Annotated in this window: 20 protein-coding genes; 15 read left to right on the top strand and 5 right to left on the bottom strand. The window is 73.2% G+C overall.

Annotated elements, in window-relative coordinates:
* From AC2RP6_RS17000 to AC2RP6_RS16975, 6 genes are all read left to right on the top strand, one after another.
* Window positions 1–2,490: a serine/threonine-protein kinase gene (locus AC2RP6_RS17000; RefSeq protein WP_486446986.1), complete on the top strand. Its 2,490-nt coding sequence runs from the start codon at window positions 1–3 to the stop codon at window positions 2,488–2,490.
* A 77-nt stretch (window positions 2,491–2,567) separates the two neighbouring features.
* Window positions 2,568–5,162 (top strand): protein kinase, encoded by a 2,595-nt coding sequence (locus tag AC2RP6_RS16995; RefSeq protein WP_486446985.1) that lies wholly within the window; start codon window positions 2,568–2,570, stop codon window positions 5,160–5,162.
* A gap of 125 nt (window positions 5,163–5,287) precedes the next feature.
* Window positions 5,288–6,937: a serine/threonine-protein kinase gene (locus AC2RP6_RS16990; RefSeq protein ID WP_486446984.1), complete on the top strand. Its 1,650-nt coding sequence runs from the start codon at window positions 5,288–5,290 to the stop codon at window positions 6,935–6,937.
* Between the two features lie 103 nt (window positions 6,938–7,040).
* Window positions 7,041–8,672: a succinic semialdehyde dehydrogenase gene (locus tag AC2RP6_RS16985; protein WP_486446983.1), complete on the top strand. Its 1,632-nt coding sequence runs from the start codon at window positions 7,041–7,043 to the stop codon at window positions 8,670–8,672.
* Window positions 8,673–8,682: 10 nt separating this feature from the next.
* A complete protein-coding gene (locus tag AC2RP6_RS16980; RefSeq protein ID WP_486446982.1) occupies window positions 8,683–10,503 on the top strand; it encodes a GMC oxidoreductase in 1,821 nt (606 codons plus the stop codon).
* A gap of 166 nt (window positions 10,504–10,669) precedes the next feature.
* Window positions 10,670–12,310 carry an LPXTG cell wall anchor domain-containing protein gene (locus AC2RP6_RS16975; RefSeq protein WP_486446981.1) on the top strand — a complete coding sequence of 547 codons (1,641 nt, stop codon included), beginning with the start codon at window positions 10,670–10,672 and terminating at the stop codon, window positions 12,308–12,310.
* 264 nt (window positions 12,311–12,574) lie between these two features.
* Here the strand turns inward: AC2RP6_RS16975 and AC2RP6_RS16970 are convergent, their stop codons facing one another.
* Window positions 12,575–12,835: a chorismate mutase gene (locus AC2RP6_RS16970; RefSeq protein WP_381884652.1), complete on the bottom strand. Its 261-nt coding sequence runs from the start codon at window positions 12,833–12,835 to the stop codon at window positions 12,575–12,577.
* Window positions 12,836–13,127: 292 nt separating this feature from the next.
* Between AC2RP6_RS16970 and guaA the strand changes: the two genes are divergently transcribed.
* The 4 genes from guaA (at window position 13,128) to AC2RP6_RS16950 (ending at window position 17,495) form a co-directional block, all read left to right on the top strand.
* Window positions 13,128–14,714, top strand: coding sequence for a glutamine-hydrolyzing GMP synthase (gene guaA / locus AC2RP6_RS16965; RefSeq protein ID WP_486446980.1), 1,587 nt, complete (start codon window positions 13,128–13,130; stop codon window positions 14,712–14,714).
* A gap of 123 nt (window positions 14,715–14,837) precedes the next feature.
* Complete coding sequence (locus tag AC2RP6_RS16960; protein ID WP_486446979.1) at window positions 14,838–15,608, top strand: class II aldolase/adducin family protein; 771 nt, start codon at window positions 14,838–14,840, stop codon at window positions 15,606–15,608.
* Between the two features lie 102 nt (window positions 15,609–15,710).
* Window positions 15,711–16,967 carry a hypothetical protein gene (locus tag AC2RP6_RS16955; RefSeq protein ID WP_486446978.1) on the top strand — a complete coding sequence of 419 codons (1,257 nt, stop codon included), beginning with the start codon at window positions 15,711–15,713 and terminating at the stop codon, window positions 16,965–16,967.
* Window positions 16,968–16,985: 18 nt separating this feature from the next.
* Entirely contained in the window at window positions 16,986–17,495 is a 510-nt protein-coding gene (locus AC2RP6_RS16950) for a DoxX family protein (protein ID WP_486446977.1), read from the top strand.
* On the opposite strand, the gene AC2RP6_RS16945 is transcribed toward AC2RP6_RS16950, so the two are convergent.
* Both AC2RP6_RS16945 and AC2RP6_RS16940 read right to left on the bottom strand, forming a co-directional pair.
* Window positions 17,441–17,665 carry a hypothetical protein gene (locus tag AC2RP6_RS16945; protein ID WP_486446976.1) on the bottom strand — a complete coding sequence of 75 codons (225 nt, stop codon included), beginning with the start codon at window positions 17,663–17,665 and terminating at the stop codon, window positions 17,441–17,443. The two genes, AC2RP6_RS16950 and AC2RP6_RS16945, sit on opposite strands and share 55 nt — an antisense overlap.
* On the bottom strand, window positions 17,652–19,001 hold the full coding sequence (locus tag AC2RP6_RS16940) for a PspC domain-containing protein (RefSeq protein WP_486446975.1): 1,350 nt from the start codon (window positions 18,999–19,001) through the stop codon (window positions 17,652–17,654). The genes AC2RP6_RS16945 and AC2RP6_RS16940 overlap by 14 nt, the downstream gene beginning before the upstream one ends.
* 131 nt (window positions 19,002–19,132) lie before the next feature.
* On the opposite strand from AC2RP6_RS16940, the gene AC2RP6_RS16935 reads away from it, so the two are divergent.
* From AC2RP6_RS16935 to AC2RP6_RS16925, 3 genes are all read left to right on the top strand, one after another.
* Window positions 19,133–20,428, top strand: coding sequence for an ATP-binding protein (locus AC2RP6_RS16935; protein ID WP_486446974.1), 1,296 nt, complete (start codon window positions 19,133–19,135; stop codon window positions 20,426–20,428).
* Window positions 20,425–21,123 carry a LuxR C-terminal-related transcriptional regulator gene (locus AC2RP6_RS16930; protein WP_376075144.1) on the top strand — a complete coding sequence of 233 codons (699 nt, stop codon included), beginning with the start codon at window positions 20,425–20,427 and terminating at the stop codon, window positions 21,121–21,123. The genes AC2RP6_RS16935 and AC2RP6_RS16930 overlap by 4 nt, the downstream gene beginning before the upstream one ends.
* 156 nt (window positions 21,124–21,279) lie before the next feature.
* A complete protein-coding gene (locus tag AC2RP6_RS16925; RefSeq protein WP_486446973.1) occupies window positions 21,280–22,383 on the top strand; it encodes an alpha/beta hydrolase in 1,104 nt (367 codons plus the stop codon).
* Between the two features lie 25 nt (window positions 22,384–22,408).
* Here AC2RP6_RS16925 and AC2RP6_RS16920 read toward each other — a convergent pair whose 3' ends face one another.
* Both AC2RP6_RS16920 and AC2RP6_RS16915 read right to left on the bottom strand, forming a co-directional pair.
* Window positions 22,409–23,461, bottom strand: a complete 1,053-nt coding sequence (locus AC2RP6_RS16920) for a C40 family peptidase (protein ID WP_486446972.1) — start codon at window positions 23,459–23,461, stop codon at window positions 22,409–22,411.
* 146 nt (window positions 23,462–23,607) lie between these two features.
* Window positions 23,608–23,961 (bottom strand): hypothetical protein, encoded by a 354-nt coding sequence (locus AC2RP6_RS16915; RefSeq protein WP_486446971.1) that lies wholly within the window; start codon window positions 23,959–23,961, stop codon window positions 23,608–23,610.
* 136 nt (window positions 23,962–24,097) lie between these two features.
* On the opposite strand from AC2RP6_RS16915, the gene AC2RP6_RS16910 reads away from it, so the two are divergent.
* A complete protein-coding gene (locus tag AC2RP6_RS16910) occupies window positions 24,098–24,445 on the top strand; it encodes an ArsR/SmtB family transcription factor (protein ID WP_486446970.1) in 348 nt (115 codons plus the stop codon).
* Entirely contained in the window at window positions 24,429–26,948 is a 2,520-nt protein-coding gene (gene pcrA / locus AC2RP6_RS16905; RefSeq protein ID WP_486446969.1) for a DNA helicase PcrA, read from the top strand. Before AC2RP6_RS16910 ends, pcrA begins: the two co-directional genes overlap by 17 nt.
* The last annotated feature ends 50 nt before the right edge of the window (window positions 26,949–26,998 follow it).

Raw genomic sequence — 26,998 nt, 5'->3', positions numbered from 1 at the left:
GTGCCTGCGGCACGGGCCGCCGCCGAAGCGGAGCCTGACGCGGCGAAGCCGACCCTGAGCAAGGCCGCGCCCGCGCCTGTGGCGGAGCCGGAGGACGGGAAGCCTGCGGCGGCGAAGGCGAGCCCGGGCAAGGCCGCGCCCTCGGCTGCGGCGGAGCCGGAGGGTGCGAAGCCTGCGGCGGCGAAGGCGAGCCTGGGCAAGGCCGCGGCCGGCGGGACGAAGTCCGCCCGTGGCGCCGGGCCGGAGGGTGACGCCGAGCCCGCGGCTTCGCCTGCGGCGGAGCCGGAGGTGTCTGTGCCTGCGGCACGGGCCGCCGCCGAAGCGGAGCCTGACGCGGCGAAGCCGACCCTGAGCAAGGCCGCGCCCGCGCCTGTGGCGGAGCCGGAGGACGGGAAGCCTGCGGCGGCGAAGGCGAGCCTGGGCAAGGCCGTGCCTGCGGCGGAGGCCGCGGCTGCGGGGGAGTCCGACGGGGGGAAGGCGGGGGCGGGCAAGGCCGCGACCGGGGCCAATCCCGTCGTCGAGAAGGCCGACGCCATGGCCGCCGCCGTGAAGGCCGCCGCCGCCAAGGCGGCCAAGGGCGCGCACGACGAGGGACGGCTCCTGGCCGGCCGGTACCGGCTGGACGCCGTGCTCGGCAAGGGCGGCATGGGTACCGTCTGGCGTGCCCAGGACGAGACCCTGGGCCGCACCGTCGCCGTCAAGGAGCTCCGCTTCAGCAGCGGCGTCGACGAGGACGAGAAGCGCCGCCTCATCACCCGTACGCTCCGCGAGGCCAAGGCCATCGCCCGGATCCGCAGCGGCGGCGCCGTCACCGTCTACGACGTCGTCGACGAGGACGCCCGCCCGTGGATCGTCATGGAGCTCATCGAGGGGCCCTCCCTCGCCGAGTTCATCCGGGAGAACGGCCCCCTCACCCCGCACCGCGCCGCCGAGGTCGGCCTCGCCGTGCTGGACGTGCTGCGCGCCGCGCACGGCCAGGGCATCCTGCACCGCGACGTGAAGCCCTCCAACGTGCTCATCGCCGGCAACGGCCGTGTCGTGCTGACCGACTTCGGCATCGCGCAGGTCGAGGGTGACCCCTCCGTCACCTCCACCGGCATGCTCGTCGGCGCCCCGTCCTACATCTCGCCCGAGCGAGCCCGCGGCCAGAAGCCCGGCCCGCCCGCCGACATGTGGTCGCTCGGCGGTCTCCTGTACGCCTCTGTCGAGGGCGTGCCCCCGTACGACAAGGGGTCCGCGCTCGCCACGCTCACCGCGGTGATGACCGAGCCGGTGGATCCGCCGAAGAACGCCGGGCCGCTCGCCGAGGTCATCTACGGTCTCCTCGCCAAGGACCCGGCCCGCCGCCTCGACGAGGCACGCGCCCGGGCGATGCTCACCGCCGTCCTCGCCGCGCCCGAGCCGGTACCGGACCCGGTGCCCGCCGTCGCCGAGGAGACCCGTCAGATCTCGCTGGCCGACGCCCGGCAGGCCGCGGAGAAGGCCACCGCGGAGAAGGCCGCCGAGAAGGCGGCCAAGAAGGAGCGGGAGCGCCACGAGCGGGAGCAGCGCGAGCGCGCCCGCGCCGCGCTGAAGGCCGCCCGCAAGGCGCAGGCGGCCGCCGCGGCCACCACCGCGGCCTCGGCCGCGGAGGCGCCGAAGAGCCGCCCGGCCTCGGTCGTCGCACCGCTCACGGACGTCATGCCGCGCCGCACCATCGCGCTGGCCGTGGTCGCCGTGGTCGCCGTGCTGGCGGTGGTCGGCTCGCTGATCGCCTGGGCGGTCAGCGGCGACGACAAGGACAAGAAGGACCAGGGCAAGGGCGGCAAGGCCACTCCGGCGGCCTCCGCGCCGCAGACCCCGGGCGGCGCCGACCAGGGCTCCCCGAAGCCGTCGGGGAACACCGGCGAGACGGGTACGGGCGACACCGCCGGCACCGGAAACGGCACCGACGCGGGAGCCGGCGGCCAGGGCCAGGGCCAGGGCCAGCAGACCGCCGGCCAGGGCCAGGGGCAGGGGCAGGGAGCCACGACCGGGGGAGCGGGCGCCGCCCTCCCGCCCGGGTACGCGATGGTGACGGAGCCCGGGTTCCACTTCTCGATGGCGATGCCCGAAGGGTTCAAGCGGACGGGCACGGCCGGCGACAACTCCGGCGGGATATTCAGCCGTGACGGCGGATTCCCCCGGATCCAGGTCGACTTCACCGGTAAGCCGGGCGACGACGCGGCCCTCGCCTGGGTGAAGCTGGCTCCCGCCGTGGGCGGCAGCAGCAAGGGCTACCGGCAGATCCGCATAGACAAGGTGGACTACCGGGGTTACCCGACCGCCGCGGACTGGGAGTTCGAGCGCGAGCAGGGCGGGACGAAGGTCCGGGTGCTCAACCGCGGCTTCAAGACCGACGCCACGCACGGCTACGCCATCATGATCAGCTGCCCCGCGGACCAGTGGGACGGCCCGGAGTGCACCCAGATGCGCAACGTCGCCTTCGAGACCTTCCGGCCTCTCGGCTGACCCCGGGACGCAGGCTCCCCTGTCGACGTATCGTGTCAGCGGGGCCCAGGGGGCCTGCCGCACTCGGGGGAGGCGATGTGGAGGAGTACGCGGGCCGGATCCTGGCCGGCCGCTACCGCCTGCCGCTGCCGCCGTCCGACGACTACGAGCTGGTCGAGACCCGGGCCTTCGACACGCGCAGCGGGCAGGAAGTCCTGGTGCGCCAGGTGCCGTTGCCGGAGGTCGTGGACGCCGAGCTGGTGGACGGGCCCCTGGCCGTTCCCGCGGCTCGCCGGGCTCCCGCCGACCTGCCGGCCGTGCGGCGCGCGATCGGGGCGGCGCAGGCCGCGGCCTCGATTCCCGACCACCCCCGGCTGGACCAGGTCTTCGACGTCTTCGCCGAGGGCGAGTCGTTGTGGATAGTGAGCGAACTCGTCCCGGCCAGGCCGCTGGCCGCGCTCATCGCCGACGAACCCCTCAGTCCCTACAGGGCGGCTGAGGTGGCGTCGGACGTGCTCACCGCGCTGCGCGTGCTGCACGCGCACGGCTGGACCCACCGGAACATCACCGTCCGCACGGTGCTGGTGTGCGAGGACGGCCGGGTCGTACTGACCGGCCTGGCGGCCGGCGCCGCGGAGGAGGCCCTCTGCGGGTACGACCCCGTCCCACGGGCCGAGGACTCCGCTCCCGACGAGCGGTGGGGTGCGGGCCCCGCCCCCGCCCCGTTACCGGCTCCCGCGGCCCCGGCCCCGGCCGTTCCGGCTCCGCCGCTCCCCCCACCAGGGGCGTCCGGCGGGCCGGGCGACGTGGGGTACGCGCCGCTCGTGGCCCCCGGCTACGACACCGGGCCGCGGTACACCGACCACATCACCGCCGGCCGGCCCCAGGACGCCCCCGACCAGCAGGCCGCGGCGCGCGCAGGGGTCGTCGCCGCGTACCGGGCGGGTGCGCGGGCGGCGGCCGCCCGGGTCACCGAGCAGCGCAAGGCCGAAGCCGCCGCGATCGAAGCGGGCTCGGGGCCCGGCGCCGCTGCCGAGCGCAGGCCCGAGGGGTCGACGCTCCCGCAGGGCTACTCGTACCCGTACGGCAGTGGACCGCAGGCCCGGGACGGCGGCGCCTGGCACGGCGCGACCCCGCGCCGCCCGGCCCTGCCCCAGCAGGAACAACAACAGCAGCAACAGCAGCAACGACAACAGCAGCAACAGGAACGGCAGCAACAGGAACAGCGGCCGGAGCAGGCCCCACAGCACCGGCCGGAGCCGGAGCCGGAGTCCGCACGTGAGCCGCTGCCCGGGCGCGGCCCCGTACCCGCGCCGAGGCCCGAGCCCGCCCCGTCGGGCCGGGGCCGGGCCGCCCCGCCCGCGCCGGCCCTGCCCGCCCGGCTCGCGCTGCCCCAGGGTTACCGCCAGGCCGACGCCCCCGGAGGCCCGGCACCTGCCGGCCCCACCCCCCTCCCGGCCCCGGCCCCGTTCCCGGAACCGGCCGCGCAGCGCCCTGCGCGACCGGCTCCCTGGACCGGGCTCGACGCCGAACGGGCCCGGCACACGCGCATGGCCGTGGTCGGCGCGGTCACCGAACGGTGGGCCCCCGAACAGGCCGGGCCCGTGCACGGCCACTGGCAGCTGGCGGCGCCCGTCGGCCCCGCGACCGACCTCTGGGCGCTCGGCGCGCTGCTCTACCGCGCCGTGCAGGGGCACGCCCCGTACCCGGAGGAGAACGTCGCCGACCTCGTCGAGATGGTCTGCGCCGAGCCCCCCGCCTTCGCCGAGGAGTGCGGCGCGCTCCGCCCGGTCGTGGAGTCCCTGTTGCGTCAGGACCCCACCGAGCGGCCCGACTTCGAGGAGCTGCGCGGCTGGCTGCGCTCGCTCGTACGGTCCGCTCCCGAGCCGGACGCCGGGCTCGGCCTGCTCCCGATGCCCGATCCCGATCCGGCACGGCTGCCCGTCGTACGCCGCCGCGGCGAGGTCCACGGGCGGCACCGCAATCCCACGGCCGCCCGCAGGCCGCGCGCGCTCGGCCGGACCCTGCTCGTCGGCATCCTGGTCCTCCTCGCCGGGGCCGTCGCGTACGCGATGCTGTTCATGCCCCGGGCCGGCGTCCCGCAGGAGGACGGTCCCGGGGAGGCCACCGCGCACGCCTCGTCGCGGCCGAGCCCCTCCCAGGTGCCCTCCGGCACCCCCGAGTCCAGGCCCGCGCCCCAGACGACCGGGCCCGCGGCCTCGCAGCCGGCTCCCGCACCGGCCCCGCCCGGCTACACCACCCAGCAGGACCCCGAGCACTTCGAGATCGCCGTCCCCGAGGGCTGGGAGCGCCGCGGGATCAACGAGGCGGGCCAGGTGCGGTACACCGACGGGGCGTTCGTGCTGACCGTGGTCCCCGGCCGGGACAAGGTCGAGGGCAATCCGGACCCGGCCGCGTACCAGAAGGACAAGGAGCCGGAGCTGACGCCGTACCGCACCTCCACCTGGTCGACCGTCGGGGACGTGAAGAGCACCCGGGTCGGGCAGCAACTGCGGGCCACGGGACGCTACACGTGGATCGACGGGACCGGTCGCAACGTCTTCGCCCGCAACTTCGTCGTCGCGCTGGGCGGCAGTTACCACGTCGTCCTGGTGACCGGTCCGGAGGACGAACAGAGCAAGGTCACCGAAGTCTTCGAGAAGGCCACGGCGAGTTACAAGGCGGGCGGATGAGCGGATATTGACGACTGATCAGTACGGCGATTGCGTCACAGTGCCGTCTTTCGGCGCCCGGGCGGTTCCGACAGCCCCCGTGGGCTCCGTAATCTGGCCTGAAGTGCAGAGAGCGGCGGGATTTCGTGGAACAGCAGACTGGTGGGGGCGCCGTGCTGGCGGGCCGGTACAGGCTCGTCGAGCCGATCGGCCGGGGCGGTATGGGAAAGGTGTGGCGCGCGCATGACGAGCTGCTCCACAGGACCGTCGCGGTCAAGGAACTGACGGCGGGTCTGTACGTCGCCCAGGCCGACCGGGACGTCATGCACGCCCGGACGCAGAAGGAGGCGCGGGCCGCGGCCCGCATCCAGCACCCGGCGGTGGTCACCGTCCACGACGTGCTGGAGCACGACGACCGGCCGTGGATCGTCATGGAGTACATCGACGGGCCCTCCCTCGCGGACGCGGCCAAGGCGGCAGGACGCATCGAGCCGCGGGAGGCGGCGCGGATCGGACTGCACGTGCTGGGCGCGCTGCGCGCCGCGCACGCGGTCGGCGTGCTGCACCGGGACGTGAAGCCGGGCAACGTGCTCCTCGCCAAGGACGGCCGGGTGCTGCTCACGGACTTCGGGATCGCCGCGATCGAGGGCGACTCGTCCATCACGCGCACCGGCGAGATCGTGGGCTCGATCGACTACCTGGCACCCGAGCGGGTCACCGGTGGCATCCCCGACCCGTCCTCCGACCTGTGGTCGCTGGGCGCCACCCTCTACACGGCGGTGGAGGCGCGCTCCCCGTTCCGCCGTACGTCGCCCATTTCCAGCATGCAGGCCGTGGTGAACGACGAGCCGCCCGCGCTGCGCCAGGCGGGGGCGCTGGGTCCGGTGATCACGTCCCTGCTGCGCAAGGACCCGACGGAGCGGCCCTCGGCGGAGGAGGCCGAGCGGATGCTGCTGGAGGCGATGGAGGGCCGCGAGCCGAAGGCGGCGCACGCGTACGTGCCGACGCGCGCGGTCACCCCCGAGGAGCTCGCCCCGGCGCAGGAGCGGCCCGAGGAACCGGCCCCGCGGGAGGAGGTCGCTCGGACGGCCCCACTGCCGGAGCCCGCCGTTTCCGGGACCGTGGCCGCGCCCGCGCCCGCGCCCGCCGACGGGGACAGCGGCTGGCTCAAGCGCGCCGCGGTGGTGGCGTTGGTGGCCGCGCTGCTCGGCGGCGGCGGTGTCTTCGGGGTCCTCAAGTACACCGGGGACTCGGGGGCGGACGGCAGTACCGACAAGGTCACCAGCTCACCGGACGGCCAGTCCGGCGAGGACGGCAAGCCGGAGGCGGCGGCCCCGCCGGCCGGCTACACGAGGGTCGTCGACCCCATCGCGGGCTTCACCCTGTTCGTTCCGGAGGGCTGGAAGAGACAGGCGAACGGTGACCAGATCGACTACACCCCGGACGACGGCAAGCACCTCATCCGGATCGCGGCCGACCCCAGCCCGGACTACAAGGACCCGTACGCCCACCTGCTGGACCTGGAGCAGAAGGTGGCGGCGCGGACCGACTACAAGAAGCACCAGCTGAACCAGAACACCTTCCGGGGCAGCACCCGGGGCGCGCTCTGGGACTTCAGCTGGACGGAGAAGCAGAGCCACCCCGGCCCGCGCAGGGCCAGGGAGCAGATGTACGTCGCCGCGGACGAGACCGAGTACGCGATCTACATGTCGAGCCCGGTCGCCGACTGGGACAAGACCCGCCAGCAGTTCGACGTCGTGCTCAGCGGGTGGGAGCCGCCCGCCAAGAAGCCCTGATCGGCACCGATCCGGGCATCCTGCCAGCGATCACTGGCGGAAAAGGCAAAATCCGGTTACCGGCGGGTACCCAAAGGCTGCCGGGCGCAATACGCTCACCGGCATGACGGACTCGCAGGCCCCCGCCGCCCCCCTCCGGACCGCACCGGAGCCCACCAACCCGGTCGCCCCGGCCCCGGCCGGTGCCCGCACCGCAGCCGATGTGGTGACTCCCGACCTGGTCGCCCGGCTGACTCGCGGAGTGATCGGCTCCGGCCGCACCGCCAACCACACCCCCTTCACCGGGGACCGGCTGGCGGAGCTGCCCGAGGCCACCCCCGAGGACGTCGCCGAGGCCTTCGACCGGGCCCGGGCCGCGCAACCCGCATGGGCCGCCGTCCCCGTGCGCAAACGGGCCGCCGTCCTGCTCCGCTTCCACGACCTGGTCCTGGCCCGGCAGGCCGAGGTCCTGGACCTGATCCAGCTGGAGACCGGCAAGGCCCGCCTGCACGCCCACGAGGAGGTCCAGGCGGTCGCCGTCTCCGCCCGCCACTACGGCCGCAGGGCGCCCTCGTACCTGCGGCCCAAGGGCCACACCGGTGCGATGCCCACCCTCACCAAAGTGACCGAGCTGCGCCAGCCGCGCGGGGTCGTGGGCCAGATCGCCCCCTGGAACTACCCCCTGGAGCTGTCCGTCGGCGACGCCCTGCCGGCCTTCGTCGCGGGCAACGCGCTCGTCATGAAGCCCGACACCGAGACCGCGCTGACCGCCCTGTGGGCCCGCGACCTGCTGATCGAGGCGGGGCTGCCCGCCGAGGTCTTCCAGATCGTCCTCGGCGAGGGCCCCGTCGTCGGCCCCGAGGTGGTCCGACACGCCGACTACGTCTCCTTCACCGGCTCCACCCGCACCGGCCGCGAGGTCGCCCGCGGCGCCGCCGACCGCCTCGTCGGGGTCTCCCTCGAACTCGGCGGCAAGAACGCCATGCTCGTCCTGCACGACGCCGACATCGAGAAGGCCGCCGCGGGCGCCGTCCGCGCCTGCTTCTCCTCCGCCGGCCAGCTCTGCATCTCCATCGAGCGGCTCTACGTCCACGCGTCCATCGCCGACGCCTTCGTCGAGCGGTTCGCCGCCCGCACCCGGGCCATGCGGCTCGGCGCCTCCCTCGCCTACGGCGCCGACATGGGCTCGCTGGTCGGCGAGCGCCAGCTGGAGACCGTGACCCGGCACGTCGACGAGGCCGTCGCCAAGGGCGCCACCCTCGTCGCGGGCGGCACCGCCCGCCCCGACATCGGCCCGCTCTTCTACGAGCCCACCATCCTCGACGGCGTCGAGGCCCCCATGGCCGTGTGCGGCGAGGAGACCTTCGGGCCGGTCGTCTCGATCTACCGCTTCACCGACGAGGAGCAGGCGATCGCTGAGGCCAACGCCACCGCCTACGGCCTCAACTCCAGCGTCTGGACCAAGGACGCCCGCCGCGGCCACTCCGTCGCCGCCCGCCTGCGCACCGGCACCGTCAACATCAACGAGGGCTACGCCCCCGCGTACGGCAGCGCCCAGGCCCCCATGGGCGGCATGAAGGACTCCGGCCTCGGCCGCCGCCACGGCTCCGAGGGCATCCTCAAGTACACCGAGGCCCAGACCGTGGCCCACCAGCGGGTGCTCCCCATGGCGCCCTCCCTGGGCATGGACGACGAGAAGTACGCGGCGTTCATGACCCGCAGCCTCCAGGTCATGAAGGCTCTCCGACTGCGCTGAGGAGGTATCCGTGTCGCACGACGACGCATCCGGCGACGACGCCTACGACTACGACGTCATCGTCATCGGATCGGGCTTCGGAGGGTCGGTCTCGGCCCTGCGCCTCACCGAGAAGGGCTACCGGGTCGGTGTCCTGGAGGCAGGGCGCCGCTTCACCCGCGAGAGCCTGCCGAAGAACAGCTGGGACCTGCGCAACTACCTGTGGGCGCCGGCCCTCGGGCTGTACGGGATCCAGCGGATCCACCTGCTCGGCAACGTCATGGTGCTCGCGGGCGCCGGCGTGGGAGGTGGCTCGCTCAACTACGCCAACACCCTGTACGTGCCACCGGACGCCTTCTTCCGGGACCGGCAGTGGGCGTCCATCACCGACTGGCGGGACGAACTCGCCCCGTACTACGACCAGGCCAAGCGGATGCTCGGGGTGCGCCTCAACCCGACCATGACGCCCTCCGACGTCCACCTGAAGGCGGCCGCCGAGAAGATGGGCGTCGGCGACTCCTTCCACATGGCGCCCGTCGGCGTCTTCTTCGGCGACGGCAAGGACGCCGCGGGCACCTCCCGGGCCCGCCCCGGCGAGGAGAGCCCCGACCCGTACTTCGGCGGCGCGGGCCCCGCCCGCAAGGCCTGCACCGAGTGCGGCGAGTGCATGACCGGCTGCCGGCACGGCGCGAAGAACACCCTGAACGAGAACTACCTCCACCTCGCCGAGCGGGCCGGCGCCGTCATCCACCCCATGACGACCGTCACCGCCCTGTCCGAGCACCCCGACGGCGGCCACCGCGTCCGCACCGTGCCCACCGACGGCCGCCGCCGCGGCAGGGCGAAGGTGCTGCGCTGCCGGTACGTGGTCGTCGCGGCGGGCACGTACGGTACGCAGACCCTGTTGCACACCATGAAGGACCGCGGGGAGCTGCCCGGGATCTCGCCGCGCCTGGGCGACCTGACCCGGACCAACTCGGAGGGCATCATCGGCGCCCAGACCGACGACCGCCGCTACCGCAGGCGGCGCGGCGCGGTCCCCGGCGAGGAGCAGCGGGCCGACTTCACCCGCGGCGTGGCGATCACTTCCTCGGTGCACCCCAACGCCGACACCCACATCGAGCCCGTCCGCTACGGCAAGGGCTCCAACGCCATGGGGTTCATGACCGTCCTCCAGGTCCCCTACAGCGCCCACCGGGTCCGCGGCTGGTTCGCCCGGACCGCGCGGCACCCCCTCCAGCTGGCCCGGTCGCTGTCCAACCGGCGCTGGTCGGAGCGGACCATCATCGGCCTGGTCATGCAGTCCCTGGACAACTCGCTGACCACCTACCGCAAGCCGGGCGGCATCGGGAAGGGCCTGCTCACGGCCCGCCAGGGGCACGGAGCCCCGAACCCGGTGCAGATCGCCGAGGCCACGCAGGCCGCGACCCTGCTGGCGGAGGAGATCAACGGCTTCCCGGGCAGCAACATCGGCGAGCTGATGGGCACGCCGCTGACCGCGCACTTCCTCGGTGGCTGCCCGATCGGGGCCTCGGCGCAGGAGGGAGTCGTGGACCCGTACCACCGGCTCTACGGGCACCCGGGCATCTCGGTGGTCGACGGCGCGGCCGTCTCCGCGAACCTGGGGGTCAATCCCTCGCTGACGATCACCGCGCAGGCGGAGCGGGCGATGTCGTACTGGCCGAACAAGGGGGAGCGGGACCCGCGGCCCGAACAGGGCGCCGCCTACACCCGCCTGGACGCGGTCGAACCGGTCCGGCCGGCCGTCCCCAAGGACGCGTTCGGCGCGCTGCGGCTGCCGTTCCTGGCAGTCCCCGAAATTCCCCCACGGGATCCGGAACCGGCCGGATGACGGCGGTGGGTACCGCGCTCCCCCTCCGAGCGCGGTACCCACCGCGGTACATACGTGACAGATGTTCAGCCTTGATGGTTGTACCGGAATCCGCCCCGCCGGGCTGTGGTGTCGATCACACGGTCAATGAGGCAACTGCGCATCGCATTCGGCCGTCAACGGCAGCATGAGAAAGCGCATCTCCCTGCTGGCTGCCTGCGGCGTCGCCGCCGTAGGGCTCGCCGCCACTCCCGCGCAGGCCGCGGACCCCGTCTTCGCCCTGGCCGGACCGGCCGAGGTCGGCCTGCGCCCGCACCCCGGGCAGAACGGCGGACCGCAGAAGACCTCGGTGGAGTTCCGGCTTGTCAACGACACCGGCTCCGCGTTCGACCGCCGGAGCACCTTCACGATCGACCTCACCGCACTCAAGGGCGTCGCCGACGTCGCGCTCGCCCGGCAGCAGGGCTCCGACTGCGCGCTCACCGAGGCCGCCGTCACCTGCAAGCGCCCCGCGCTGTGGAAGGGCGAGACCACCGTCGTGGACCTCGACCTGACCGCCGCCAAGGACAGCAAGGCCGGTGCCACCGCCGACCTCACCGTGACGGGCAAGGCCGAGGGCGCCACCTTCAAGGCCGCCACCACCAAGGTCCGCGTCGGCGGCCCCGACCTCGTCCTGGAGCGGGCCGACCTCAAGGCGGAGCAGCAGCCGGGTGACAAGCAGCCCCTGTCGGTCGTCTTCGCCAACGAGGGCACGGAGTCCGTACAGGGCGTCGTCCTGGAGATGCGCACCACCCACGGCATCGACCTCGTCGAGCAGTACGACAACTGCTCCTCCTCCGAGGACACCGGCGACGGGCAGCCCTGGAACACCGGCTGGACCACGGTGCAGTGCCTGCTGGAGGGCGAGTACGAGCCGGGCACCGTCTACGGGGTCGACGGGCCGCTCACCCTCAAGGCCGCCCCGCACGCCTTCGCCGACGGCCTCACCTATGCCGTCTACGCCGCCGGCGACCAGCCGAAGGCCGGCAAGACCTCCAAGAAGCCGGTCGGCGGCAAGAAGCTGGCCGCACGCGAGCGTCCCGCCAAGGCCTCCGCGCAGTCGGCCGACCTCGACCCCTGGAACAACCTCCAGGAGTTCGACTTCCGCACCAGGAACAGCGCCGACCTCGTGGCGTGGCCCGTCGCCCTCGCCGGCGCCGCCGGCGAGACGGTGAAGGCCGACTTCGGCTTCCGCAACAACGGCCCCGCATGGGTGGCGTACCTGCGCTCCGGCGAGAGCGTCGCCCGCACCGACATCGTGATCCCCGCCGGCACGAAGGCCACGAAGGTCCCGGCCGGCTGCCAGGCGGTCAACGCCGACGGCAGCCCCCGTGAGCAGACGCCGGGCGCTCCGCGCTACTTCTGCTCCACCGGGCACGTCGTGGGAGAGCGGGAGAAGTTCTCCTACCCGTTCGAGCTGAAGATCGAACAGGTCGTCGCGAACGCGGCGGGCTCCGTCTCGGTCGGGCAGTGGACGCCCGACGGCACCAAGGGCCAGCCGTGGGACCCCAACCACGCCAACGACAAGGCGCCCGTCGTGATCAGCGCGAAGGGCGGCGGCGCCTCGCCGAGCCCGACGGCCACGGCCGGCGCCTCGCCGACCGCCACGGCGTCCGCCTCGGCCTCGGCCACGGCCGCGGCCACCGCGACCTCCGGCACCACGGCCGGTGGCGGCCTGGCCGCCACCGGCAGCTCCGCCGGGGCGCTCGCGCTCGGCGGCGCGGTGCTCGTGGCCGCGGGCGGCGGCCTGGTCCTGGCCTTCCGCCGCAGGAGCGGCACGCACGCGTAGCCGCGGCGGTACCGCACGCGCAACGGCCGGCCCGGGGCGTCCCCCGGGCCGGCCGTTTTCTACGGGGTGACCGGTCTGCTGTCCCCTGCCGCCCGGTCACGCGAAGGAGCGAGGTCCCACGACGCGCGCACCACGAGGCGCACGTCTCATCGCTCCGGCGGAGCCACGCGTGGTGTTGCGGTTCCGCGGCTGGCTGTCGCGGACACCCTCACCAACGAAGCCCTTCCCGGGCCGGTCACGCTCCGGACGGGTGACGAACAGCCGTCACACCCGGCCCCGGCACAGCTCCAGCAGGGTCATCGCCAGGGCCGTGCCCGGCCTGCCGAGGGCGTCGCTCCAATGGGACAGCACCTCCATCTCACGGGACAGGTGCACCCGGCGCCCGCCGGAGGCGATCCGGGCGTCCTGGATCACCGTCGAGACGGCCATCCGCTCCTGGATCAGTCCGATGATCCTGTCGTCGATCGCGTCGATCCGGGTGCGGGAGTCGGCGATCAGCTGCTCGGGGGTGGTGGTGACGCTCATGGTGTTCTCCTGTGGGTCGTGCCGGCAGGAGCGGAAACGCGGAGCGCCCCGGTCCTGTCGGACCGGGGCGCTCTGGGAAGTCAGCGGCTCAAGCGAGCATCACGATGACCCATGGCGACCGGACCGACCGGTGCCATAGGTAAAGAGGAAGCTCAGCTGCTCGTGCACGGAAGGGATTATTGCCTCCCCTCCGCCCGCACGCCAAGCACATTCGGATGGTGAGACGAAGGGGCCCCGGCGTCCCCCGTTAGAATCGACAAAACAGCCACCTCTTCCGCCGGAAGGCCGCCCCGTGCCAGAAGCACCCTCCGCCGCCCACGACAGCGCCCCGGACACGGTTCTCGTCGTCGACTTCGGCGCCCAGTACGCCCAGCTCATCGCCCGCCGCGTCCGCGAGGCACGGGTCTACAGCGAGATCGTGCCGAGCTCGATGCCCGTCGACGAGATGCTGGCCAAGAACCCCAAGGCGATCATCCTCTCCGGCGGCCCGTCCTCCGTCTACGAGGAGGGCGCCCCGCAGCTGGACCGCGCGATCTTCGAGGCCGGGGTCCCCGTCTTCGGCATGTGCTACGGCTTCCAGCTGATGGCGACCACCCTGGGCGGGACGGTCGACAACACCGGCGCCCGCGAGTACGGCCGCACCCCGCTGGCCGTCTCCAAGGCCGGCTCCACCCTCTTCGAGGGCACCCCGGCGAACCAGTCGGTGTGGATGTCGCACGGCGACGCCTGCTCCGCCGCCCCCGAGGGCTTCACCGTCACCGCGTCGACGAACGTCGTCCCCGTGGCGGCCTTCGAGAACGACGAGAAGAAGCTGTACGGCGTGCAGTACCACCCCGAGGTGATGCACTCCACGCACGGCCAGCAGATCCTGGAGCACTTCCTCTACCGCGGCGCCGGCCTCGCCCCCACCTGGACCACCGGCAACATCGTCGAGGAGCAGATCGCGGCCATCAAGGCGCAGGTCGGCGACAAGCGCGCGATCTGCGGCCTGTCCGGCGGCGTGGACTCCGCGGTCGCCGCGGCCCTCGTGCAGAAGGCCATCGGCTCCCAGCTGACCTGCGTCTACGTCGACCACGGCCTGATGCGCAAGGGCGAGACCGAGCAGGTCGAGAAGGACTTCGTCGCCGCCACCGGCGTGCAGCTGAAGGTCGTCGACGCGCAGGAGCGCTTCCTGACCGCCCTCGCCGGCGTCTCCGACCCGGAGACCAAGCGGAAGATCATCGGCCGCGAGTTCATCCGCGTCTTCGAGCAGGCCCAGCTGGAGATCCTCCAGGAGGACGGTCCCGCGGTCGCCTTCCTCGTGCAGGGCACGCTGTACCCGGACGTCGTCGAGTCCGGCGGCGGCACCGGTACCGCGAACATCAAGTCGCACCACAACGTCGGCGGTCTCCCCGACGACATCGAGTTCGAACTCGTCGAGCCGCTGCGCCAGCTGTTCAAGGACGAGGTCCGCATGGTCGGCCAGGAACTCGGCCTGCCCGACGAGATCGTCCAGCGCCAGCCCTTCCCCGGCCCCGGCCTCGGCATCCGCATCGTCGGCGAGGTCACCAAGGAGCGCCTGGACCTGCTGCGCGAGGCCGACGCCATCGCCCGCCACGAGCTCACCGCGGCCGGCCTCGACCGCGAGATCTGGCAGTGCCCGGTCGTCCTGCTCGCGGACGTCCGCAGCGTCGGCGTCCAGGGCGACGGCCGGACCTACGGCCACCCGATCGTGCTGCGCCCCGTGTCCTCCGAGGACGCGATGACCGCGGACTGGACGCGCATGCCGTACGAGGTGCTCGCCCGGATCTCGACCCGCATCACCAACGAGGTGCCGGAGGTGAACCGGGTGGTCCTGGACTGCACGAGCAAGCCCCCGGGCACCATCGAGTGGGAGTAGTCCCCACCCGCAGTGCGTGACGAGCCGCCGCTCCCTCCGGAGCGGCGGCTCCGCCGTTTCTCTGGCCACTTGGCAGACGCGCGGGTACCTTGCGCCGCGAGCCGAGCCGTCGAAGGAGCGCCCATGCCGGACCAGCCCGCACCCGTGCCCGTGGAACGGCTCCGCTTCGAGATGCCGCCCGTGCACACGGACCCGGCAGAGGAACGCGCCCACCGCAAGGAGCGGCTCGCGGGCGCGCTGCGGCTGTTCGCCCGGCTCGGGTACGAGGACGGGGTCGCCGGGCACGTCACCGCCCGGGACCCGGAGGCCGACGACTGCTACTGGGTGAACCCCTTCGGCCGGGCCTTCGCCTCGCTCGGCCCCGAGGACCTGCTGCTCGTCGACGGCGACGGGCGGGTCCTGCGGGGGGAGCGGCGCGTCAACCAGCTGGCCTTCGCCGTGCACGCCGCCGTGCACCGGGCCCGCCCCGACGCGGTCGCCGTCGTCCGCGCGCAGGCCCCGTACGGCCGGGCCCTCGCCGCCCTCGGCGAGCTGCTCGCCCCGGTGACCCACGAGGCCTGTGCCTTCTACGAGGACCACGCGCTCCTCGACGAGTACGCCGGCGCGGAGGACGGCGCGCGCATCGCCCGCGCGCTCGGCCCGTACAAGGCGCTCGTCCTGCGCAACCACGGGCTGCTGACGGTCGGCGGCTCGGTGGACGCCGCCGTCTGGTGGTCCGTCGCGGCGGAACGGGCGGCGCAGGTCCAGCTGATCGCCCGGGCCGCCGGGAAGCCGGTGCTCATCGACCACCACAGCGCCCTCGCCACCCGCGAGCGGTTCGGCGGGGACCTGGCCGCCTGGGTGAGCTACCAGCCGCTGTGGCAGACCGTCGCGGACATGGCGTCAACATCATGAACCGTTAATCACCTGCTCTGACATCGTGCGCAATCCGGAGCACTGCCCCAGTGGTGCACAATTCGCTGGCATTGCCCCGTAGTTCAGAGAGGCGGCACGTACGTGGCTGTCCAAGAGATGTCCCGCGGCACCCATACCGCTGCCTGCGCCTGCGAAGAGTGCGCTCGGGAGGGGCACCGCCGCGCGGTCGCCGCGTTCCTGGAGAAGCGCGACGAGTTCGCCGCCGGACAGGGCGTGCCGTCCGCCGTCGCCCACTCCCTCGGCGCCTCCCGCCAGTGGGTCTCCGACGAGCTGACCCTGTCGGCCCGTACCGTCGCCGACCGCGGCCGCGAAGCCGGCACCTCCTGGCTGTACGTGTTCTCCCGGCGGGCCGTCCTCGCCGTGTGGATCGCCGCCGGCGTGCTGCTCGTGGTCCAGGTCGCCGCCGCGCTCGGCACCGGCTGGTCCACGGCCCGCACCGCCGGGCTGCTCGCGGCCCTGCTGCTCGCCGGGCTGCTGACGGTCGCCGCCCGCGCCCAGTCGGTGCGCGGCGGGCTGCTGGCCCCGCTGGTCGGCGAGGACAACCGGCTGTCCACCTCCAAGGCGGTGCCCAGTGCCTGGGTGGTGCTGACGGCGTTCGCCACGCTGCTGCTCGCGCTGCGGCTGGCCGCCTCGGCCCCCGGCCCGGAGCGGCAGGCGCTCTCCGCGGGCCTCGCCCTGGACCGGGCGCTGCCGCTGCTGTCGGTGGTCGTGCTGACCTCCGCGGTGGCGGTGCTGGTGCGCCGCGTGGTCTGCGTACGGATCATGAGCCAGCGGCTGCAGAAACTGCCGGCCGACCGGCCGCGCGGAGCGGACCTGCTGACGGACGACGCGGGCCGCGGCAGCTTCCCGGACGCGCAGTACCTGCTCGTCTCCACGGTCGCACTGGCCTACGCGGCGGCCTCGCTCGCCCGCTTCCCCGGCCGGCTGCCGCAGCTGCCCTGGGCGCTGGCCCTGCTGGTGGCCCTGTCGGCCGCCGTCTACCTGGCGGCGAAGTACGCCGAGGGCAGCCGCCCGCTGGTGCTGTCGGTGGTGCGCAGACGCGAGCCCGGGGACCTGGACGCCGCCGTCCGCCCCGGGGACGACATCGAGATCCGCGGGGTGGGCTTCGTCCCGCCGGGCGCGCAGACCCCCGAGATGCTCGCCCGGCTGGTGGTACGGATCGGCGCGGTCCACGTCCACGTGCCGCTGGTCCCGGTGCCCGGCGGGTTCACCAACCCCTCCGACGCGGTGCTCACGGTGCCGGTCCCGGCGGAAGTGGAACCCGGGCGCACCGAGATCCAGGTGGTCACGGCCGCCGGAGTGGAATCCAACCGCTGCACCATCGACGTGGCCGAGTGATCGGGGTAGACATGTCGCGTGACCAGAACCGAAGCACCTCCCCGGACCGACGTACCGCGCGGGCTGCGTGACCAGGCTGCCCGGTACCACCTGCTGCCCCTGCGCCTCTTCCTCGGCGTGACCTTCGTCTACGCGGGTCTGGACAAGCTCTTCGACCCCGCGTTCCTCTCGGCCTCCGGCGACGGCTCCATCGGCGACCTGATGCGCGGGGTGCGCGACACCTCCGCGGTCCCCGCCCTCGTGGACCTGTCCCTGGAAGCGCCCGTCGGCTTCGCCGTGTTCCTCGCGATCGCCGAGGTCCTGGTGGGCCTGGGCACCCTGGCCGGTCTGCTGTCGCGGGCCGCGGCCGCGGGCGGGGCGCTGATCTCGCTGAGCCTCTGGCTCACGGTGTCCTGGGCCGTGACCCCGTACTACTACGGCAACGACCTGATCTACCTGATGGCCTGGACTCCGCTGATCCTCGCCGGCGCGCCCTACCTGTCGCTGGACTCGGAGATCCGGTCTCGCCGGTCCCGGCGCACCGCGTAGGTCACCAGCCCCACCAGCGCGGCCAGCGTCAGCCCGCCCGCGGTCAGCGGGACGACCGCGTACCACGGCATGTCGGTCCCGCCGGTGGTCTCCACGAGGTGGAGCGCGCCCGCCAGCAGCAGGACCAGCCCCGCGATCAGCCGTCCCGGCTGGAACTCATGACGCCGCACGGGCCACCTCCACCTGTCCGATTCCCGCACTGAGGTCCAGCTCGATCGTCCCGCCCGCCTCGGTGCCGGCGGGCGGCGCGAGGGTCGCCGTCCGGTGCTGCTTCCCGGGCCCGGCCCGCTCGATGCGGCCCGCGGAGTCGCCGGGCAGCTGGATGTCGCCCAGGCGCCGGACGGTGACGTCCGCCTCGGCGGTGACCTCCCGCGGCAGCAGCACCTTGAGCCGGCCCGCGTCGACGGCGGCGCGGACGGTCACGCTGGTGCCCTTCGGCACGTCCAGGCGGCTCAGGTCCAAGGTGGCCAGCCCGGTGCCCGCCTCGTACACGGGCCGTACGTCGGCCACCGCGGCCGGGCGCCACTCGATCTCCTGCCAGTCGGTGCCGATCTCGCGCGGCAGCGCCGCGGCGCCCGCCAGCAGACCGGACGTGAGCAGGGCCAGGACGACCGTGCCGAAGCCGGTACGGCCCAGCAGGGAGCTGACCGCGAGGCCGAGGCCGAAGACGATCAGAGCGCAGGCGAGACCCGTCTGCAGGGCCACGCCGAGCGGGTTGCCCTCCCAGGCCGCCGCGGTACCGGCGCCCCCGGCCAGCAGGGCCAGTACGAACACCCGGCCGCCGATGCCGCCGCGCCCCCGCACCGCGGCGGCGGGCCGCCGTACGGCCGCGGCCGCGGCGCCGGACGCGCCGGACGCGCCGGACTCTGCCGGGTCGACGGTGTCGTCGGGCCCCCACAGGTATCCCGTCGCACCGACCGGACCGGTGGTGCCGTCCTTGACCAGCGGGTCGCGCCACCAGGAGGGGGAGCCCGGGGCGGGCGGCGCCTTCGTCTCCGGCGGGGCCGCCGGCGCGTGCGCGGCGCGGGGTGCGGCCCCGCCCGGGGCCGGTGCCTCCGCCTCGGGGGCCACGGCCTGCCTCCGCCGCTGCGACCAGTACGAGGCACCGCCCAGCGCCAGCACCACCAGCACCGAGAAGACCGCCAGGCCGCCGTTGTCCAGCATCGACAGGAACAGCGCACAGCCCACCAGCGCGGCGAACACCGCCGCCAGCGTCGCCCCTTCGACCCGGCCCGTCAGCAGCTTCTTCGCCTCGCTGTCCTCCTCGCCCTCCTGCGGGAGCAGCAGCCACGCGAAGCCGTAGAAGATCAGGCCGACGCCGCCGGTGACCGCGAGGACGCCCAGGACGATCCGGAAGACCACCGGGTCCAGGTCGAAGTACCGTCCCAGACCGCCGCACACGCCCGCGAGGACCTTGTCGCGCTTGCTGCGCCGCAGGGGCGGCCGGGCTTCGGCGCCCCGGGGTGCCCCGGGCGCCTCCGGCGGGGCATCGTGTACTTCGGTCATGCGTCCATGGTGACGGGCGGCGCGGCCGCCCGGAATCCGGCCCTACCCTGGCGCAACCCTGAAATCCCCCGGGCAGAAGTGGGGGGATGCCCTGATGCCGGGCCGCGTCGAGCCGTGTGACCCTAGGTGACATGCCCGTAGCCGCCGCCTCCCGCCCCCCGCACGCCCCGGACGCCGACGACCCGCCGCAGCGCAAGCTCTACCGGAGCGCCGACGGCCGGATGCTGGGCGGTGTCGCGCGCGGACTGGCCGGGCACCTCGGGCTGCCCGTGGGCTGGGTCCGGCTCGCGTTCCTGCTGCTGTTCATGTGGGGCGACGGGCTGGGCGTGCTGCTGTACGCCGCGTTCTGGGTGTTCGTACCGCTCGGCGTCGGCGGGCGCGCCGGGCACCGCTCCTTCTTCGAGTCCCTCCCCGACGGCACCCGCCGCCTGCGCAAACCGGACCGCGGGCAGATCACCGCGCTGATCGCCCTGTTCATCGGCGCGGGCATCTTCATCTCCAAGGTCCAGCTGGGCGGTGAGTCCGGGCGCTACGTGTGGCCCACGCTGCTGGTCGGAGCCGGGGTGGTGCTCGTGTGGCGGCAGGCCGACAACGCCCGCCGCGCCCATTGGACCACCGCCGCCGGCCGGCACGGGCGCCTCTTCCAGGCCGCCCGCGCACTCGCCGGGGTCGCCCTGGTCGGCGTGGGCCTGACCGTCTTCATCGTCGTACGGGGCTCGGCCGCGCAGCTCGGCAACGTCCTCACCGCCACCCTCGCCGTCCTCGTCGGCGTTGCCCTGCTCGCCGGACCCTGGCTGATCCGGATGACCCAGGACCTCTCCGAGGAACGGCTGATGCGCATCCGCGCCCAGGAACGCGCCGAGGTCGCCGCGCACGTGCACGACTCGGTGCTGCACACCCTCACCCTGATCCAGCGCAACGCGGAGGACGTGGGCGAGGTGCGCCGCCTCGCCCGCGCCCAGGAGCGCGAACTGCGCAACTGGCTCTACAGGCCCGAGGGCACCGGCAAGGACGAGGCGGAGGAGCCGGCCACCCTGGCGGAGGCCGTGAAGAAGACCGCCGCCGAGGTCGAGGACCACCACGGCGTGCCCATCGAGGTCGTCGTCGTCGGTGACTGCCCGCTCGACGACAAGCTGGGCGCACAGATCCAGGCCGCGCGCGAGGCGATGGTCAACGCCGCCAAGTACGGTGGCGAGGGCGGGCCGGTGCAGGTGTACGCCGAGGTCGAGGGCCAGACGGTGTTCGTGTCCGTACGGGACCGCGGACCGGGCTTCGACATCGACGCGGTACCCGACGACCGCATGGGCGTACGAGAATCGATCATCGGCCGGATGCAGCGCAACGGCGGGACCGCGCGACTGCGGTCCGCGCCCGACGGTGGCACGGAAGTCGAGCTGGAGATGGAGAGGGCGGCGAACGCGGCATGACCGAGGACGAGAAGAACGCAGGCGTGGGGGAGACCAGGCGCGTCCGGGTGGTGCTCGTCGACGACCACAGGATGTTCCGCACCGGCGTGCAGGCCGAGATCGGCGAGACCGGCCGGACCGGCGTGGAGGTCGTCGGCGAGGCCGCCGACGTCGACCAGGCCGTCACCGTCATCACGGCCACCCGCCCCGAGGTGGTCCTCCTCGACGTGCACCTGCCCGGCGGCGGCGGCGTCGAGGTGCTGCGGCGGTGCGCCCCGCTGATGGCCGCCGCCGAGAACCCGGTGCGGTTCCTGGCGCTGTCGGTGTCGGACGCGGCCGAGGACGTCATCGGCGTGATCCGCGGCGGAGCGCGCGGCTACGTCACCAAGACCATCACCGGCACCGACCTGGTGGACTCCGTCTTCCGCGTGCAGGACGGCGACGCGGTGTTCTCGCCGCGCCTGGCCGGCTTCGTGCTGGACGCGTTCGCCTCGACGGACGCGCCGCCGGTGGACGAGGACCTGGACCGGCTCACGCAGCGCGAGCGCGAGGTGCTGCGGCTGATCGCGCGCGGGTACGCGTACAAGGAGATCGCCAAGCAGCTCTTCATCTCGGTGAAGACGGTGGAGTCGCACGTCTCGGCGGTGCTGCGCAAGCTCCAGCTCTCCAACCGGCACGAGCTGACCCGCTGGGCGACGGCCCGCCGCCTGGTCTGAACCGTGGGGCGCATGTGACGCAGGAGGTGCGCGTGATGTCGGACACCTGAGGTCCGGCGGCCGTCGCCCCCGGTGCCCCGTTGACCTGCGGTGTGACCGAAACCGCAGGTCGACGGGGCAACCGGGGCCCGGTGAGCGGGCCTCTACGGTGGCGTGATGAGCCTGACCGGGACACCCTTCTTCGCCACGGTGATCGCACTGACCGCGATCGCCGTCATCCTGCCCCTGGCCGTGTGGAGCAAGGTGCGCGGCCCCGCCGTGGTGCGTACGTCCCTGCGCTTCCTGATGGTGGTGTTCGCCCAGGTCACGGCCGTCGCCGTGGTGTTCGTGGCCGTCAACCGCGCCGAGCACTTCTACAACTCGTGGGGCGACCTGCTCGGGACCGGCGACTACGTCACGGCGGCCCCCGACCTCGGTCCGGACGGGCTCGGCGGCAAGAAGGTCCAAGAGGCGCCCAAGGTCAAGCAGGCCTTCCAGCCCGTCGACGGGCTCGGCGGCCGGGTGCAGAAGACGGAGCTCGACGGCAAGATCTCCGGCGTGAAGGGCGACGTCCTGGTGTGGCTGCCGCCGCAGTACGACGACCCGGCCTTCAAGGACAAGAAGTTCCCCGTCGTCGAGCTGATCCCGGGCATACCCGGAACGGGCAAGTCCTGGTTCCAGGGGCTCAAGGCGCACGAGGTGCTGGAGCCGCTGATGAAGAGCGGCAAGGTGCAGCCGTTCATCCTGGTCTCGCCGCGCGCCATGCTGGTGGGCAACGGCGACACGGGCTGCGCCAACCTCCCCGGCAAGGTCAACGCCGACAGCTGGTTCAGCGTCGACGTCCGCAAGATGGTCGTCGACAACTTCCGGGCCTCGGACGAGGCACGCACCTGGGGCGTCGCCGGGTACTCGGCCGGCGCCTACTGCGCCGCCAAGCTGGCCATCTCCCACCCCGACCGCTACAGCGCCGCCGTCTCCCTGTCGGGCTACAACGACCCCGGCCAGGAGCCCACCTCGCTGGTCGCGCAGGACCCGCAGACGCGGGCCGCGCACAACCTGAAGAACATCCTCAAGGCGCAGCCGGCCCCGCCCGCCGTCTCCTTGTGGCTGTCGGGCGCGGAGCAGGACGGTTACCTGTCCGGCATGGACCTCAAGGGGATCGCGCAGAAGCCCACCGCCGTCCACGCGGAGAAGGTCGTCGGCGGCCACAACCTGGAGTCGTGGTCCAAGCAGCTGCCGCAGACCTTCGGCTGGCTGAGCGGCGTGGTCAAGGCCCCGTAGGCCCAGCGCGGGCAGGGCCGAGGGCTCACGCGGGGCGGGATGCGCCGGCCCAGGGCATCGAGTCGATCGGCGCCAGCCGGACCGTCGATCCCGGGCGCGGGGCGTGGATCATCTGGCCGTTGCCGACGTAGAGACCGACGTGCGTGATCCCGGAGTAGAAGAACACCAGGTCCCCGGGGGCCAGCTGGTCGCGGGACACGCGCCGGCCGGCGTTGATCTGGGTGTAGGTGGTGCGGGGCAGCGAGACCCCCGCCGAGCGCCAGGCCGCCTGGGTCAGCCCCGAGCAGTCGAAGGAGCCGGGCCCCGTCGCGCCCCACACGTAGGGCTTGCCGATCGAGCCGTACGCGAAGGCCACGGCGCGGGCCGCGCGCGAGCCGTCGGCCGGCGGCGGGGGCGCGGGTGCGGCCTGACCGGCGGGGGCCGCGGCGGAGGCGGCGCCGGGCGCCTGGGCCTCGTAGGCGGCCCGCTCCTCGGCGGTGAGCCTGGCCAGCAGCCGCTTGGCGGCCGCGAGCTTCTCCTCGGCCTCCGCCTTGTGGGCGGCGAGCTCGTCCTGCCGGGTGCGCAGGTCGGCGAGCCGTCCCGACGCCTGCTCGCGCAGCCGGGAGACCTCGTCGAGCTTGCGGCGCACGGTGCTGATCCCGGCGGCGTTGCGCTCCCCGGCGCGCGAGATGAAGGAGGCCTGGGCGAGGTACTCCTGCGGGTCGTCCGCCAGCGCGAGCCGGACGGCGGTGCCCAGGGAGCCGCTGCGGTACTGGGAGGCGGCGAGCGTCCCGAGCGCGCCGCGGGCGGTGTTGAGCTGCTCGGCCTTGCGGGCGGCCTCGTCGCGCAGGCCGGTCAGGGCCCGTTCGGCGTCGTCGGCCTGTTCCTTCGCCCCGTTGTACCGCTCGGTCGCCGCCTCGGCCTCCTCGTAGAGCCGGTCCACCTCCGTCTTGATCTGCGCGGGAGTGGGCCGGGGGTCGGCCTGGGAGGTGCCTTCGAAGGCGGTGGCGGTGGCAGCGCCCGCGAGGGCGATGGTGGCTGCGGTGCGTACCGAGCCGCCGGAGAGCGCGCGCTGCCTGGGCTTTCGATGACTGGCCACGAGGGCCTCACGTCCTTCCTCTGCCGGTGCTGCTTGGAGGAGGACGCTAGACCCGCAGGTAACGGGCGGATGACGGGATGATCGTAAGTGGCCTGATGCGACCGGAGCTGGCCGCGCCGGACCGGAGCGGATCGTTCCGGGGTGGGTCAGTGCCAGAGAAGGGCGATGAAGACGTTGATCACGGTCAGGCCACCGACCGTGGCGAACGCCGCCTTGTCCACGTGCTCCTCGTCGCGCTTGACGTAGACCAGGGCGAGGATCACGAAGAGGAGCGCGAGCTTCACGCCGACCTTGACGTTGTTGACGGGGCTGCCGTCCATCTCGTTGAAGCCGACCAGCAGCACGCCGGTGACGAGCATGGTGAGCGCGCCGTGCAGCATGGCGGGCGTGAAGCGGGCGGTGCCCGCGCCCATCGCCTTCATCTGGGTCAGGAAGCCGCCGAGCAGGGCCGCGATCCCGATGATGTGCAGTCCGACGAAGACACTGATCAGTACGTCCATGGCAGCCGAGCGTACGGGGACGGGTGTGCGGCCCGGCGGGCGGGGCGGTCCGCGGACGACCCCCGCACGGGGCCGACCGTACGAGATCCTCGAATGCTCGCGAGGTGTCCGTACGAGATCTGCGTACAGTGGGGCCATGCCCGCCTCCGCCGACCCGCCCCACCCCGCCGCCGACCGCATCCAGCTGGTCGACGTCCTGGCGGCGCTCGGCCATCCCGTCCGGTTGGAGATCGTCCGCAAGCTGGCCTCCGGCGCGGAGGCCTCCTGCGGCGAGGTCGTACCCGACCTGCCCCGGTCCAGCGTCACGCACCACCTCAGGACGCTGCGCGAGAGCGGAGTCATCTGCCGGCGGGCCCAGGGCCGCAAGCTCTACCTGGCGCTGCGCCGCGACGACCTGGAGCTGCGTTTCCCCGGTCTGCTGGAACTCGTGCTGACGTGTCGGTCCCGCCCCCTAGACTCGGAATGCGATGAGCAGCCTCTTTGACGACAGCTTCCTGGCGGACCTCACCCCCTCCGACGAGGTCCCGCCGCCGCCCGAGGAGCACCCCGCCCCGGAGGCGGGTGCGGACGACCTCTTCGGGGGTCACTTCGACGTGCCCATGACCGGGGACGCGTACTACCGGGACGGCGCCCCCAAGCCCGTCATCGACCCGGCGACGCTCCTCGACGGCCTGAACGAGCAGCAGGCCGCGGCCGTGGTGCACGCGGGTTCCCCGCTGCTCATCGTGGCCAGCGCCGGCTCCGGCAAGACCCGGGTGCTGACGCACCGCATCGGCCACCTGCTGTCCGCGCGCAACGTCCACCCCGGCCAGATCCTCGCGATCACCTTCACCAACAAGGCCGCCGGCGAGATGAAGGAGCGCGTCGAGGGCCTGGTCGGCCCGCGCGCGGGCGCCATGTGGGTCTCCACCTTCCACAGCGCGTGCGTGCGCATACTGCGCCGCGAGTCCAAGCGGCTCGGCTTCACCTCCTCCTTCTCGATCTACGACGCGGCCGACTCGAAGCGCCTGATGGCGCTCGTCTGCCGCGACCTGGACCTGGACCCCAAGAAGTTCCCCCCGAAGTCCTTCAACGCCAAGATCTCGAACCTGAAGAACGAGCTGATCGACGAAGAGGCCTTCGCCGACCAGGCCGCCGACGGCTTCGAGAAGACCCTGGCCCAGGCGTACGTGATGTACCAGGCGAGGCTGCGCGAGGCCAACGCCCTCGACTTCGACGACATCATCATGACCACGGTCCACCTGCTCCAGGCGTTCCCGGACGTCGCCGAGCACTACCGGCGCCGCTTCCGGCACGTCCTGGTCGACGAGTACCAGGACACCAACCACGCCCAGTACACGCTGGTGCGCGAGTTGGTCGGCACCGGCTACCCGGACCTGCCCCCGGCCGAGCTGTGCGTGGTGGGTGACGCCGACCAGTCGATCTACGCCTTCCGCGGCGCGACGATCCGCAACATCCTCCAGTTCGAGGAGGACTACAAGGACGCGACGACGATCCTGCTGGAGCAGAACTACCGCTCCACGCAGACGATCCTCTCCGCCGCCAACGCCGTCATCGAGCGCAACGAGAACCGCCGGGCGAAGAACCTGTGGACCGAGGCCGGCACCGGCGCGGTCATCACCGGCTACGTCGCGGACACCGAGCACGACGAGGCGCAGTTCGTCGCCGACGAGATCGACCGGCTCACCGACGCCGGGGACGCCAAGTCCGGCGATGTCGCGATCTTCTACCGGACCAACGCCCAGTCGCGCGTGTTCGAAGAGATCTTCATCCGGGTCGGCCTGCCCTACAAGGTCGTCGGCGGCGTCCGCTTCTACGAGCGCAAGGAGGTCCGCGACGTCCTCGCGTACCTGCGCGTCCTGGCGAACCCCGAGGACAACGTCCCGCTGCGCCGCATCCTGAACGTCCCCAAGCGCGGCATCGGCGAGCGCGCCGAGGCCATGATCGACGCGCTCGCGCTGCGCGAGAAGATCACCTTCCCGCAGGCGCTGCGGCGGGTGGACGAGGCCTTCGGCATGGCGGCCCGCTCCACCAACGCGGTGAAGCGGTTCAACGCGCTGATGGAGGAGCTCCGTACGATCGTCGACTCGGGTGCCGGCCCGGCGGTGGTGCTGGAAGCGGTCCTGGAGCGCACCGGTTACCTCGCCGAACTCCAGGCGTCGACCGACCCGCAGGACGAGACGCGCATCGAGAACCTCCAGGAACTGGCGGCGGTGGCGCTGGAGTTCGAGCAGGCCCGGGAGGCTGCGGCCGCCGAGGCGCCCGAGGGCGCGGCGGCCCCCGTCGGTCCCGGCACCCTCGCCGAGTTCCTGGAGCAGGTCGCCCTGGTCGCCGACTCCGACCAGATCCCCGACGAGGACGAGGACGGTTCCGGGGTCATCACCCTCATGACCCTGCACACCGCCAAAGGCCTCGAATTCCCGGTGGTGTTCCTGACCGGCATGGAGGACGGGGTCTTCCCGCACATGCGGGCGCTCGGCCAGACCAAGGAGCTCGAGGAGGAGCGCCGCCTCGCCTACGTCGGCATCACGCGGGCGCGCGAGCGGCTGTACCTGACCCGTTCCAGCATGCGCAGCGCATGGGGCACGCCCTCCTACAACCCGCCGTCGCGGTTCCTGGAGGAGATCCCGGACCAGTACCTGCAGTGGAAGCGCACGGGGGCGGCCCAGAAGCCGGCCGGTCCGATGCGCAGTTCCGGATACGGCTCGGGCACGGGCGGCGGACGGTCGTCTTTCGGCACCTCGCCCGAGGCCTTCCTGTCCTCGTCGCGCACGAAGTCGGGCCCGTCCGGGTTCGCGACGCGCCGGGCCTCGGACAAGCCGGTCATCGCGCTGGTGGTGGGGGACCGGGTCACGCACGACCAGTTCGGGCTCGGCACCGTCATGGAGGTCAAGGGAGCGGGCGCGGACGCGCAGGCCACCATCGACTTCGGCGACGACAAGCCGAAGCGGCTGCTGCTGCGGTACGCGCCGGTGCAGAAGCTCTGAGGACTGCCGACCACGCGCGCGTGCCCGGCACCCTGGGGGGTGCCGGGCAC

Source organism: Streptomyces sp. WAC03905 (assembly GCF_057371075.1).
Note: the sequence above shows the minus strand (reverse complement) of the source record. Positions and strands in the feature narration are given on the sequence as shown.

Coding starts and splice junctions, on each gene's coding strand:
- AC2RP6_RS16985 (WP_486446983.1), top strand. CDS start 7,041: ATGACGGACTCGCAGGCCCCCGCCGCCCCCCTCCGGACCGCACCGGAG.
- AC2RP6_RS16975 (WP_486446981.1), top strand. CDS start 10,670: ATGAGAAAGCGCATCTCCCTGCTGGCTGCCTGCGGCGTCGCCGCCGTA.
- AC2RP6_RS16970 (WP_381884652.1), bottom strand. CDS start 12,835: ATGAGCGTCACCACCACCCCCGAGCAGCTGATCGCCGACTCCCGCACC.
- AC2RP6_RS16960 (WP_486446979.1), top strand. CDS start 14,838: ATGCCGGACCAGCCCGCACCCGTGCCCGTGGAACGGCTCCGCTTCGAG.
- AC2RP6_RS16940 (WP_486446975.1), bottom strand. CDS start 19,001: ATGACCGAAGTACACGATGCCCCGCCGGAGGCGCCCGGGGCACCCCGG.
- AC2RP6_RS16935 (WP_486446974.1), top strand. CDS start 19,133: ATGCCCGTAGCCGCCGCCTCCCGCCCCCCGCACGCCCCGGACGCCGAC.
- AC2RP6_RS16930 (WP_376075144.1), top strand. CDS start 20,425: ATGACCGAGGACGAGAAGAACGCAGGCGTGGGGGAGACCAGGCGCGTC.
- AC2RP6_RS16925 (WP_486446973.1), top strand. CDS start 21,280: ATGAGCCTGACCGGGACACCCTTCTTCGCCACGGTGATCGCACTGACC.
- AC2RP6_RS16915 (WP_486446971.1), bottom strand. CDS start 23,961: ATGGACGTACTGATCAGTGTCTTCGTCGGACTGCACATCATCGGGATC.
- AC2RP6_RS16910 (WP_486446970.1), top strand. CDS start 24,098: ATGCCCGCCTCCGCCGACCCGCCCCACCCCGCCGCCGACCGCATCCAG.
- pcrA (WP_486446969.1), top strand. CDS start 24,429: ATGAGCAGCCTCTTTGACGACAGCTTCCTGGCGGACCTCACCCCCTCC.